At 68.7% G+C, this 11,611-nt stretch carries 8 protein-coding genes and 1 pseudogene; 5 read left to right on the plus strand and 4 right to left on the minus strand.

Features of this window, described 5'->3' with window-relative positions; genetic code table 11:
- Positions 1-3: 3 nt before the first annotated feature.
- Both A8M77_RS16970 and A8M77_RS16975 read right to left on the minus strand, forming a co-directional pair.
- Positions 4-1,320: an alpha/beta hydrolase gene (locus tag A8M77_RS16970; protein ID WP_086922681.1), complete on the minus strand. Its 1,317-nt coding sequence runs from the start codon at positions 1,318-1,320 to the stop codon at positions 4-6.
- Positions 1,320-3,818 (minus strand): tannase/feruloyl esterase family alpha/beta hydrolase, encoded by a 2,499-nt coding sequence (locus A8M77_RS16975; protein ID WP_443271527.1) that lies wholly within the window; start codon positions 3,816-3,818, stop codon positions 1,320-1,322. Before A8M77_RS16975 ends, A8M77_RS16970 begins: the two co-directional genes overlap by 1 nt.
- A gap of 336 nt (positions 3,819-4,154) precedes the next feature.
- Here A8M77_RS16975 and A8M77_RS16980 point away from each other — a divergent pair, with 336 nt between their 5' ends.
- From A8M77_RS16980 to A8M77_RS16990, 3 genes and pseudogenes are all read left to right on the plus strand, one after another.
- Positions 4,155-5,069: a LysR family transcriptional regulator gene (locus tag A8M77_RS16980; RefSeq protein WP_086922682.1), complete on the plus strand. Its 915-nt coding sequence runs from the start codon at positions 4,155-4,157 to the stop codon at positions 5,067-5,069.
- Complete coding sequence (locus tag A8M77_RS16985) at positions 5,066-6,064, plus strand: tripartite tricarboxylate transporter substrate binding protein (protein WP_086922683.1); 999 nt, start codon at positions 5,066-5,068, stop codon at positions 6,062-6,064. The genes A8M77_RS16980 and A8M77_RS16985 overlap by 4 nt, the downstream gene beginning before the upstream one ends.
- Positions 6,064-7,336 (plus strand): annotated as a pseudogene (locus A8M77_RS16990) (MFS family transporter). The gene A8M77_RS16985 and the pseudogene A8M77_RS16990 overlap by 1 nt, the downstream one beginning before the upstream one ends.
- A 19-nt stretch (positions 7,337-7,355) precedes the next feature.
- Here the strand turns inward: A8M77_RS16990 and A8M77_RS16995 are convergent.
- Positions 7,356-7,916: a putative glycolipid-binding domain-containing protein gene (locus tag A8M77_RS16995; protein WP_086922684.1), complete on the minus strand. Its 561-nt coding sequence runs from the start codon at positions 7,914-7,916 to the stop codon at positions 7,356-7,358.
- 19 nt (positions 7,917-7,935) lie between these two features.
- On the opposite strand from A8M77_RS16995, the gene A8M77_RS17000 reads away from it, so the two are divergent.
- Positions 7,936-9,213 carry a Y-family DNA polymerase gene (locus tag A8M77_RS17000; protein ID WP_086922697.1) on the plus strand — a complete coding sequence of 426 codons (1,278 nt, stop codon included), beginning with the start codon at positions 7,936-7,938 and terminating at the stop codon, positions 9,211-9,213.
- 1 nt (position 9,214) lies between these two features.
- Here the strand turns inward: A8M77_RS17000 and A8M77_RS17005 are convergent, their stop codons facing one another.
- Positions 9,215-10,243, minus strand: a complete 1,029-nt coding sequence (locus A8M77_RS17005) for a purine-nucleoside phosphorylase (RefSeq protein ID WP_143694634.1) — start codon at positions 10,241-10,243, stop codon at positions 9,215-9,217.
- Positions 10,244-10,386: 143 nt separating this feature from the next.
- On the opposite strand from A8M77_RS17005, the gene A8M77_RS17010 reads away from it, so the two are divergent.
- Entirely contained in the window at positions 10,387-11,502 is a 1,116-nt protein-coding gene (locus A8M77_RS17010; RefSeq protein ID WP_238136854.1) for a DNA topoisomerase IB, read from the plus strand.
- Positions 11,503-11,611 lie beyond the last annotated feature (109 nt).

An 11,611-nucleotide genomic window follows, 5' to 3' on the forward strand; every position in this document is an offset into this window, starting at 1 on the left:
TGATCAGCGCGGCGGCACGCGCGAGGCCAGCGGTGGGGGCTGGTAGCCGGGCTGGATGCGGCAACGCGACTTGCCGCCTTCGCCGAAGTCCGGCTCGAAGGCCGAGCAGCGCGCGGCGACCGAGGCCGGCGTGGGCTTCTCGCCCTTGTCGATCCAGTCCAGTAGCGCGGCGAAGAGCGCCGGATATTGCGGATCGCTCAGGTAGCTGTGCTCGGATTCGTCGCTGAAGGTCTGCACCAGCCGGTCGGCGGTGCCGGCGTTTTCGCGGATGGCGCGGTACGCGCTCTCCAGCTCGACGAAGGCGGTGGGGTCGTGGATCGCATGCAGGGTCAGCGTGGGGAGCCGGGTGCGTCCGGTGGGCAGGCTGTCGACGGCGAGTGCGCCCTGGGCCTGCGGGTCGGCCGCGTAGCGCGCCACGCCGGCATTGAGCGACGCCGCGTCATCGCCCGCGCCCTGGTACGTCACGCCGATGTTGCCGAAGGGGTTGCGGCTGCCCAGACGCTCCTGCACCAGGTCCTGGAACAGCCAGGTGGCCCAGTTGAGGTGCGCGACCAGCGTGCGCTCCGGGATCTTCACGGCGGTGAGGATGGTCTTCAGGCGCGCGGCCTGCTCGGGCGTGCGCTGCGCGGCCGGCGCGCCGACGCCGGTGCAGGCCTTGACGCGCTCCGCCAGCTCGGCGCGCGAGAGTTTCGAATCCCTGGGCAGGCCCATCCACAGCGGGTACTGCGGCTCCTCGGGGCGCGGATGGTTGCGGCACACCTGCTGGTACACCACGCGCAGGTCCAGCCGGAAGTCGTAGGCGCTGTTGCCGCCGCCGAGCACGCCGTTGGTGAGCAGCACGCCGTCGTAGGCGCCAGCCGGATAGAGCTCGGCCGCCTTCGAGGCAACGCCACCGCCGTAGCTCTGGCCGTGCAGCAGCGTGCGCCGCGGCGCGCCGAAGCGCGAGACGAAGAGGCGGCGCAGCCGCTCGGTGTCCTCGGCTGCCATGGTCACGCCGTAGCCGCCGCGGCGGTAGGTGGAGCCGGCCCAGGCATAGCCGGCCTCGACCGTGACGGCCCAGCGCTCCAGGTCCTTGCGGCTGCGCTCGGACTCGGGCGGGCCGGTTTCGGGACCGCCGTGCGCGTGCATGACCAGCACCCGGTTCCAGTCGCGCGGGATGGCGATCCAGTAGAAGGCGCCGGCGCCGTCCTGGCCGGTGAAGCAGCGCGCCGACGCGGGGACCGGCGCGGGGCAGCCGGCAGGCGCAGGCGCGGCGTGAGCGCTCCACGCAAGCGCCAGGCCGGAGAGGAAGGGAAGGATCCGGTTCTTCTGGGTCATCATCAATGCCGCACTCCGATGTCGAGGGCCGCGCTCGCACCCGACGAGGAGACGAAGGCCAGCACGCCCTGGTTGAAGATGAAGTGGCCCGGCCGGCCGGCGTCGGCCTGCGCGACGCCCGGGACGGGCGTGTCGTAGCTCAGGCCCGCTGCCGCGCCGCCCAGGTTGAAGCCGCTGCCCGCCACCGTGGCTTCGCGCGTTTCACCCTGCACGCTGGCCATGGCGTAGAGGCCGTCGGCCGCGCCCGCGGCCAGGCTCTGCTGCGGCGCCATCAGGCGCATGCCGCGGTTGGTCGCCGATTCGCGCACCAGGTGCAGGGGCACGGCGCTGCCGCCGACGAGGCCGATCACCATCGAGCCCGTGAGCGTGCCGCCGGTGGTGGTGGCGCCGCCGCTCGGCGAGGTGGTGCGTACATCGAAGGCCTGCCGCGCCGCAACCCAGCTGATGTAGCCCTTCTCGGTCTGCGTGCAGTTGGGGTCGTAGCTCATGAAGCCATTGGTGACCGGGTCGCGGCAGTACTGGAAGGTGCCCGCATTGCGCAGGCGCACCGCCCCGGCATAGGGGGTGGCAGCGCCCGCGCCCTGCTGCGCGCCGGCCGCGTTGAAGATGTTCGCCACCGGGTTGAAGACCGTGGGCGTAGCGGCGTTCTCGAAGCTGTTCTGGAAGGCGATGAGCGGCGTGAAGCTGCCGCCGGCAGGCGCCGCCACGCCGCCCTGCAGCACGCCACCCGCGGCGAAACTGAAGACCGCCCCGTTTTCGGCGCTGGCGTACTTGCATTGCCCCTGGGCAGTGAGCGTGCCGGTGCGCTGCGTGCCGGCGGCACGGTCCAGGCTGGCGTCGATGGTGACGGTGTAGGCCAGCGTGGCCGGGTCGACCAGCACGTCGAGCTCCTCGCCCAGGCTGTTGCCGCCCTTGTAGTGGGTGGCTGCGCCGGGCAGGTGGGGGCAGGCGAGCGGATCGCCCACCTCCTGGACGCAGCTGTAGTTGATGGCCGCGTCGAGGCTGCCGCTGCCGCGGTACTTGGGCCAGGCCGGAAAGCGGCACAGCGGGCGCGTGCGGCCGAAGCTGCCGGCCACGGTGTCCATCGCCACGCCGGTGGCCGGCGCGAGGCCGCCTTCGACCCAGCTTTCCAGCGCCGCGAGGGAATCCCAGGACGGGATGAAGACCCCGGTGCCGTGGCCCATGCCCGGCACGGTGTAGAAGCGCACGCTGCGCTCCACGGCATCGGCGCCGACGGTGGCGATCAACTGCTGGTAGTAGTCGATGGTGGAGTTGGGGCTGATCACTTCGTCAGCCAGGCCGTGCAGCAGGATCAGCCGCCCGCCGCGGGCCAGGAAGGGGCTCAATTGCGGATTGGTGGCATCCGTGATCGCCGAGACCTCGGCCACGCGCGCCGACCAGGAACCGGGTGCCACGGGATCGAAGCCCAGCGAGTCGAAGGCTTCAAGGCGCGTGACGAAGAACTTCACCCACTGGTCGCCGGTGACGTACATGTTGGCGTCGGCGGAGGTCGCGGGGTTGGCAGGCACGGGCCGCGTGCCCAGGTTGCGCGTGGTGTAGGGGCCGGCCACCAGCGCGCCTTCGAGGAGGTTGTAGCCGCCGGCGCGAGTCACGCCGTTCGCGAGGGAATAGCCGTTGAACACCAGCGGCGATTCGATGGTGCGGACGGTGGCGAGTTGCGCATCGGAGAGGCAGCCGTCGCCGTTGTCGGTGCCCCCGCTGCAGCGCAGCGATGCGAGGATCTGCGCGTTGAGCAGACGGCAGCTCTCGACGTTGCTGACGATGGCGTCGACGGCGCCATCGAGCCGGTCGCACGCCTGCAGCACGGTGCGCTGGACCAGCAGGGTCTTGGCGATGTTGAGCCAGCCGGCGCCGCCATTGGCGTACAGGGCACGCCCCACCGCCACGTTCGACAGGCGCGTGCCGCTGTAGTTGAGCGCGGGTTCGTTGGCGATCACCCCGTCGTAGTCCGCCGGCCAGCGCTGGATGTAGGCCAGCGCGTCGCGGCCGCCGGTGGAGGTGCCGAGGAAGTAGGTCTTCTTCGGCGCGCCGCCGTAATGCGCTTGCACGAGCTGCATGACGACGTCGTGCGTCTTCTTCAGCGACTGGCCGCCGTAGTTGGCCAGGGACTCGTCATCGGCGGCGAAGCGGCCATCGGTGATGCTGCTGCTCTGGTGGCCGGAGTCGTCGCCGAAGGTGGCGTAGCCCAGCGCCAACGGCGCGGGCTTGTCGGGCGGGCCGAAGCGGACCGTCTCGGTGCCATCGATCAGCCGGCCGTTGAAGCCACCGCCCCCGAAGTGGATCAGCTTCTGGTTCCACTGCTGCGGCAGGTTGAGCTGGAAGTTGATCAGCGGCGCGTTCGGGTCGATCGGCCGGATGCTGCCGCGGACCCGGCAATGTGCGCCCAATGCGTTGCCGGGCTCGTCGGCGGCGACCTCCACCGCGCTGGCCACGTTCGCGCCCTGGGTCGGCAGGCCGATGCGGCCGGCCGCGATGTCCATGCCGGCGAGCGATGTGCAGGCAACCTTGGGCGCGACCGTCGCGGGCGGCGCCGCGGGTGGATCGGAATCGGGCGATGGCGTGCCGCCGGAGGGGGCCGGCGCGGCCGGAAGGCCGGCGAAGCCGCCACCCCCGCCGCCGCCACAGGCGGCAAGGATCAGGGCCAGGCACAGGGGAAATGCGCGGGCCAAAAGCGATGGGCAGCAAGAGCGAAAAAACGGCATGAACATGTCTCCGGAGCGAGGCCTCGCGGGACCTCTTGATGGGGGCTCCGAAGATGAATCAGCAGTGACTTAGGGTCAAATAAAATAAAGCAACCCTATCAATATGAAAAACATATGGACCTGAGAGCACTCCGCTACTTCGCGGCCGTGGCTGAGACTGGCCACATGACCCGCGCCGCGGAGCAGCTGGGTATCCAGCAGCCGCCGCTGAGCCTGCAGATCAAGGCACTGGAGCGCGAGCTCGGCATCGCCCTGTTCAAGCGCCATCCGCGTGGCATGGCGCTCACCGACGCGGGCCGCCGCTTCCAGACCGAAGCGCTGCGCATGCTGCAGGACATGGACGCGATGAAGCAACGCATGGTGCGCGTGGCGCGGGGGCAGGATGGCGAGCTCGCCATCGGCTTCACCAGCTCGGCGGCGGCGCACCGCTTCATGCCGGACGCGCTGCGCGCCTTCCGGCAGAGCCATCCGGGCGTCGCGCTGAAACTGCGCGAGAACAATGCCGCCGAGCTGACCGAGGCGCTCGCCGCCGGACGCCTGCATTGCGGGCTGCTGCGCATGCCGGTGGCGCGACCCGAGGGCCTGCGTTTCGAGACACTGCTGCGCGAGCCGGTGCTGGTGGCGATGCCGCGCGATCACCGCCTCGCCAACGACGACGGGAACGACCCGCGCGCGCCGCTGTCCCTTGCGCAGCTGTGCGAGGAAGGGCTGATCCTCGTGCGGCGGCCCGGCGCGCCGGGCCTCTACGCCGATCTGCTGGCGCTGTGCCAGGCGCAGGGCCTGCAGCCGCGGGTGGTGGCCGAGGTAGATCGCATGATGACCAACCTGAACCTGGTGGCGGCCGGCGTCGGCCTGTCGGTGGTGCCGGCCTCCATGGGCGGGGTGCATCCGCATGCGATCCGCTATGCCGCCCTGGCGGACAGCGCGCCTCTCGATGCGCCGCTCACGCTCGTGTCGCGCGAGGGCGAGGACAACCTGCCGGCCCTGCATTTCGCCACGCTGCTGCGCGAGCGCGCCGCCGCCGAATGAAGCTGCAGCGCCGCACACTGGGACGATGGGGGCTCGCGGCCTGCGCCTCGCCATTGAGCTGGCCACTGCCACCGGGCGCGCTGGCCGCGCCCGCGGCGTGGCCCGATCGTCCGCTGCGCCTGCTGGTCGTCTACCCGCCCGGCGGCGTCAGCGACGGCATGGCGCGCGTGCTGGCCGAGCCGCTGTCGCAGGCCCTGGGCGTGCCGGTACTGGTGGAGCATCGCGCGGGCGCAGGCGGTGCCGTCGGCATGGGGGTGCTCGCACGTGCGGCGCCGGACGGCCGCACCCTCGCCTTCTCGGCCATCAGCCCGCTGACGCTGCAACCGCTGCTCACGCGCGTGCGCTACGACCCGCTGCGCGCTTTCGTGCCGGTGGTCAGCGTGATGCGCACGCCGGTGCTGGTGGTGGGCACGCCGGCCTTCGCGGGCCGCGGCTTCGACGCACTGGTCGCACTGGCGCGCGCCCAGCCCGGCGCCGTGCGATGGGCCAGCTCGGGCATGGCGACCGTCGGACACATGGTGCTGGTGCAGGTGCGCGCCCAGAGCGGCGCCGCGATCACGCACATCCCCTATCAAGGCGGCGGCCCGCAGCTGAAGGATGCGCTGGCCGGGCAGTTCGAGGTGCTGTCCACCAATGTAGCCGCGCAGCAGCTGCAGTACATCGAGAGCGGCCGGCTGCAGCCGCTGGCGGTCGGCGCGCCGGCGCGGCTGGACGTGCTGCCCGACGTGCCGACGCTGGCGGAACTCGGCTTTCCGCAGGCCAACCTGGTGTCGCTGTTCGGCCTCTTCGCACCCGCGCGCACGCCAGCGGCGGTGGTGCAGCGGCTCCATGCGGAGATCAACCGCATGCTCGAGACCGAACCGCTGCGCCTGTGGCTGCGGGAGGCGCACAACCTGCCGGCGGGCGGCAGCATGGAGTCCTTCGCGCGAGAGATCGCGCTCGACCGGCAGCGCAACCGCGCACTGGTGGCGGGGCACGCTGCGCTGTTCGACTGATCCACGCGGGCGACCCGGGCAAGGCGCCGGCTGACAACACGGCCGGATCTTCGCGATCCGGCGCCTCCTCCGGCAACCTGGTCGAGTGGTTCGACTTCTACGTCTACGCCTTCTCGGCGATCTACTTCGCCGACTCCTTCTTTCCGAAATCCGATCCGACGGTCCAGCTGCTCGATACGGCGGGCGTCTTCGCAGCGGGCTTCCTGATGCGGCCCGTCGGCGGCTGGCTGTTCGGCCGCATCGCCGATCGCAAGGGCCGCAAGTTCTCGATGGTGGTCTCGGTCACGATGATGTGCGCGGGCTCGCTCGCCATCGCTTGCATGCCCACCTACGACAGCATCGGCGCCTGGGCGCCCGCGCTGCTGCTGGCGGCACGGCTGTTCCAGGGCCTGTCGGTGGGCGGCGAGTACGGCACGACCGCCACCTACATGAGCGAGGTGGCGCTCAAGGGCCAACGCGGGCTTCTTTTCCTCGTTCCAGTACGTCACGCTGATCCGCGGCCAGCTGCTCGCGGTGCTGGTCATCGTGATCCTCGAGCAATTGCTGAGCGAGGCCGAGCTCAAGGCCTGGGGCTGGCGCATCCCCTTCGTGATCGGCGCGCTGACGGCGGTGGTGGCGATGCAGCTGCGGCGCCAGCTGCAGGAGACCTCCAGTGCGGAGAGCCGCAACAACGAGGAGGCCGGCACGCTGGCCGGGCTGTTCCGGCGCCACAAAGCGGCCTTCGTCACCGTGCTGGGCTTCACCGCGGGCGGCTCGCCGATCTTCTACACCTTCACGACCTACATGCAGAAGTACCTGATCAAGACCACCAGCTACGTGATGACCTGCGCCCTGTTCGTCTACATGTGCCTGCAGCCGCCCTTCGGCGCGCTGTCGGACCGCATCGGCCGGCGCAACAACATGCTGCTGTTCGGCGCGCTGGGAGCGCTGGCGACGGTGCCGATCCTGACCGCGCTGCAGCATGTGACGAGCCCGGTGGCCGCGTTCGCGCTGATCATCCTGGCACTGGCGATCGTGAGCTTCTACACCTCGATCAGCGGCATCGTGAAGGCGGAGATGTTTCCACCCGAGGTCCGCGCGCTCGGCGTGGGCCTGGCCTACGCGGTGGCCAATGCGATCTTCGGCGGCTCGGCGGAGTACGTGGCGCTGGGACTCAAGTCACTGGGCCACGAGTCGGCCTTCTTCTGGTACGTGACGGCGATGATGGTGATCGCCTTCCTGGTGAGCTGGCGTCTGCCGCGGCAGGCCAGCTACCTGCACCACGATCACTGAGCCCTTCGCGCGCGATGCTTCAGGCTTCGGACTGCCAGAGCTTGGGGTAGTCCGTGACGAAGCCATCGGCCGTGACGACCAGCAGGGCCTCGTAGTCGAAGCGGGCGGCCTGGTACCAGTACTCCGTCTCGCTGCGGCGCTCGTAGGTCTGCACCAGCGCGCTCAGGCCCTCGTCGTCGAGATCGAGCCAGGCGGCAGGCGACTCGGCGCTCTCGCCGACCTGCAGGTTCAGACGGCGCAGGGCCAGCAGGTTGGTGGCAGGCGTGAAGCCCAGGTCCAGGTCGGTGCAATGCGCCAAGCCCGGCGCGGCCTGGTCGTTGAGGGTCCATCCGCCGTTGCCGGCGCGTGCGATCGCGAAGTCCACCGCCAGGGAACCCACCCAGCCGCGCACGCGGCCCCATTTCGCATGCCAGGCCTTGTCGCAGTGCACGCGATAGTCCAGACGGGCCGGCTGCCCGTTCTCGCTGCGGAACACGGCCGCGCCATCGAGTTGCCACCCGTCGCCGTGCTTCTCCAGGCGACAGGCATCGTGGCCGGGCAGGTCGAGCCGGCGCCAGAACATGGTGGCTACGATTTGCATGGCCGACATGATGGCATCGATGGCCCCGGCACACCAGAGCCCTTCCCCAGCGTTCAAAATCCTTGCCGTGACCATTGCCCCGATCCGCCGCATTGCCCACCTCGACATGGACGCGTTCTATGCCTCGGTGGAATTGCTGCGCTATCCGCAGCTCAAGGGTCTGCCGGTGGTCATCGGCGGAAGCCGGCGCCGCGAAGACGAGGCCCTGCGACACGTGCCGGAAGGCGGCACGCTGGCCGACATTCCGGTCGAAACTTTTCCGCTGCTGAGGGACTACGTGGGGCGAGGCGTGATCACCACGGCGACCTACCCGGCGCGCCCCTTCGGCGTCGGCTCCGCCATGGGGCTCATGAAGGCGGCCAAGCTGTGCCCACAGGCCATCATCCTGCCAGTCGACTTCGACGAGTACCGACGCTTCTCGCGCATCTTCAAGAAGGTGATCACCAACGCCGCGCCGGTGATGGAAGACCGCGGCGTGGACGAGGTGTACATCGACTTCACCGTGGTGCCTGATGGGCAGCTCGAGGGGGGACGGGTGCTGGCGCGACGGATCCAGCGCTCGATCCTCGAGGCCACCGGGCTGACCTGCTCGATCGGTGTCGCGCCCAACAAGCTGCTGGCCAAGATGGCCAGCGAGTTCGAGAAGCCCAACGGTGTCTCCATCGTCTACGAGAGCGACCTCGAGACGCGCATCTGGCCGCTGCCTTGCCGCAAGGTCAACGGCATCGGACCCAAGGCCGACGAGAAGCTGCAGCGTTTCGGCATCCGCACGATCGGCGAACTCGCAGCCCGCGATCGCTCGTGGCTGATCGAGAACTTCGGCAAGGCCACCGGCGCCTGGATGCACGAGATGGCCTGGGGACGCGACGAGCGGCCGGTGGTGACCGAGAGCGAGCCCGTGTCAATGAGCCGCGAGACCACCTTCGACCGCGACCTGCACGCGGTGCGCAACCGCGCCGAACTGGGCGCGATCTTCACGCACCTGTGCGAGAAGGTGGCGGAGGACTTGCAACGCAAAGGCTACGTGGGCAAGACCATCGGCATCAAGCTGCGCTATGACGACTTCAAGATCGCGACGCGCGACCAGACCATCGAGCAGTTCACCGCCGATGCGAAGACCATCCGGCTGACGGCAGGGCGCTGCCTCAAGCGCGTGCCGCTGGAGCGGCCGTTGCGCCTCCTCGGCGTGCGCGTGGGCGCGCTGGTGAAGGCCGGGAGCCAGGAGGCACGAATGGCGCAGGTTGGCAGCACCGCGCGTGCAGAGGCTGAAGCCGCGATGACCGCTTCGCTTTTCTAGCCTAGCGCTTCAGTGCCGGCACGCCGTCGTGCCACTGGGGCCAGTTGGCGACGATGTGATCGACCACGCGCGTGCCGACCAGCGCGATGTTCTCCACCGTCTCGGCAAAGCCGCCGGCAGTTTCGCCGGGGGCCGGATCCAGGTGCTGCAGCGTGGTCTCGCGCGGGTTGCCCTGGTCGAAGTTCACGGCGCCGCGCAGGCTCATCACGCGATCGCTGCCGTGCGTACGCTTGATCACCAGCGTGATCGCAGCGGCTTCCATCTCGGTGATCGCGTAGTCGTCGGCCCCGTAGAGCTTGGCGATGTACTGCGCCTGGTTGGACATGCCGGGGCCGTGGAAGAATGTGTCGCCCGTCATGTGCGTGCCGGTACCGACGAAGGGCGCGCGACGCGCCGCGGCCTGCGGATAGCGCAGCCGGTAGGCCCGGGCAGATTCGGAGTCCTTCAGTGGCGTGTCGGCGGAGAGCGTCATCGCCCAGCCGACGAGCTCCGGGTTGAGCTTGAAGCGCCTGTATTCCTCGTAGCCCTTGCGCGGCATGAAGGTCGGCTCGCCCGGCTTGTTCTCCTCGGGGGCCCAGCGGTGACCGAGGTCGTAGTCGACCAGCCAGGTGGCCCAGTTGACCTCGCCGATGGTGCCGCGCGAGGGCGGCGTGCCGGCCACGCCCGAGAGCACGTAGTAGGTCTTGGAGAAATCGAACTTGGGATGCAGGAGGATCGCCTGCATCGAGGCGGAGGAGTTCACCTTGCCCATGCCGAGCACGGCGCCGCAGACGCCGTCTGCGTTGCAGTAGACCGGCTGCATCGCGCCAGGGACGTTGATCGGCGTGGCGCCTTTCCAGTAGCGCTCGTACCAGTGCTGGAATTCGCCTGCGCGATCGCCGGTGTTCTGGCCGATCTCGAACATGGCGGCAACGAAAACCTTGACCGGCACCCGGGCTGCGGGTTGCGGCGTGGATGCACAACCCGCAAGCAGCACGGCTACAGCAGACAAGGCCAGGACAGGCAGGCGGGACGACCAGATGGAGGACATCGACTTTCCGATAGCAGTAGATAAAAGAGAGATGGCATCGCACTCGCGGCGCGCCCTGCGTCCTACAGCCGCTTGCGGCGCGCACCATCTCGCCGCGGCGCCTTGGCAAACGCACGCTACGTCCGTCATTTTCGCAAAGTCCAATGGCCGCTCCTTCCCGCCCTCGCCCTGCAACGCTCGCCAACGGCCTCGTCTACATCGAGCCGGGAATGGCCGGGCTGAGCCGCGTCAGGCATGGCGCGCACTTCCGTTATCGGGATGCCGAGGGACGTTGGCTGCGCGATACCGGCGAGATCTCACGCATCGAGCGATTGGCGATTCCGCCGGCCTATACAGATGTCTGGATATGCCCCTTGCCCAATGGGCACCTGCAGGCGACCGGCGTCGACGCTCGCGGCCGCAAGCAATATCGCTATCACGCCGAATGGCGACTGCTGAAAGACGAGACGAAGTTCGAGCGCCTCGAACTGTTCGGCCGCGCATTGCCGAAGATTCGCGCCCGCGTGGTGCGCGATTTGCGCGCGGGCGGCAGGGAGGCTTCACCGCAGCGGGCAACTGTGCTTGCCACCATCGTGCGATTGCTCGATATCACTTTCCTGCGCGTAGGCAACGAGGAATACGCCAGTACCAACCGCTCCTATGGGCTCAGCACGTTGCGCAACAGGCATGTGGCCGTCCGTGGCTCGTCTCTGAAACTGCGCTTTCGCGGCAAGAGCGGGATCCTTCATGAAGCAGAAGTCGATGACCCAGGTGTCGCTCGCGTGGTACGTCGCTGCCAGCAGTTGTCCGGGCAAGAGTTGTTCCAGTACCAGGCTGAAGACGGGGAGGTACGCAGCGTGACCTCCACCGACGTCAACGAGTACTTGCGAGAGGCGGCCGGCGATAACTTCACGGCGAAGGACTTCCGTACTTGGCACGGTACGGTGCAGGCGCTTGAACTCACGCGCTTGGCGTGCAGTGCAGACAGCGCCGACGTTGCGACGAGCAAGCGCTACAGCGCTAAGGAAATCCTGGGCGCGGTCGCCAAGCAGCTCGGCAATACGCCCGCTGTCTGCAAGAAGGCCTATGTGCATCCTGCCGTGTTGGCGCTCGGCGCCAAGCTGGCGGAGGATGCGGGGGGAATGACGGAGATTTGGGCTGAATTGACGGACAAGAAAAAAAGTGTTCGCCGGCTATATGCCGCCGAAGCACGATTACTGGCCTTTTTGCAACAACAGCGCCTCGAAGCCAAGCGCACTCGGCCACTCGGCGGACATTAATTCAGTAGATGCGCGAGTTTTCGATTCTCTAAAACAAAAAGCCCAACCTTGCGGGGTTGGGCTTTTTGAGGGCTGTAAGAGCCTGACGATGACCTACTTTCACACGGGA

Origin of the sequence: Variovorax sp. JS1663, from assembly GCF_002157355.1 — a bacterium.
GTDB lineage: Bacteria > Pseudomonadota > Gammaproteobacteria > Burkholderiales > Burkholderiaceae_C > Variovorax.

What these genes read in the sequence shown, in the direction of transcription:
- A8M77_RS16970 (WP_086922681.1), bottom strand. Translation starts at nt 1,320, where the DNA reads ATGATGACCCAGAAGAACCGGATCCTTCCCTTCCTCTCCGGCCTGGCG.
- A8M77_RS16975 (WP_443271527.1), bottom strand. Translation starts at nt 3,818, where the DNA reads ATGGACATCGCGGCCGGCCGCATCGGCCTGCCGACCCAGGGCGCGAAC.
- A8M77_RS16980 (WP_086922682.1), top strand. Translation starts at nt 4,155, where the DNA reads ATGGACCTGAGAGCACTCCGCTACTTCGCGGCCGTGGCTGAGACTGGC.
- A8M77_RS16985 (WP_086922683.1), top strand. Translation starts at nt 5,066, where the DNA reads ATGAAGCTGCAGCGCCGCACACTGGGACGATGGGGGCTCGCGGCCTGC.
- A8M77_RS16995 (WP_086922684.1), bottom strand. Translation starts at nt 7,916, where the DNA reads ATGCAAATCGTAGCCACCATGTTCTGGCGCCGGCTCGACCTGCCCGGC.
- A8M77_RS17000 (WP_086922697.1), top strand. Translation starts at nt 7,936, where the DNA reads ATGGCCCCGGCACACCAGAGCCCTTCCCCAGCGTTCAAAATCCTTGCC.
- A8M77_RS17005 (WP_143694634.1), bottom strand. Translation starts at nt 10,243, where the DNA reads ATGTCCTCCATCTGGTCGTCCCGCCTGCCTGTCCTGGCCTTGTCTGCT.
- A8M77_RS17010 (WP_238136854.1), top strand. Translation starts at nt 10,387, where the DNA reads ATGGCCGCTCCTTCCCGCCCTCGCCCTGCAACGCTCGCCAACGGCCTC.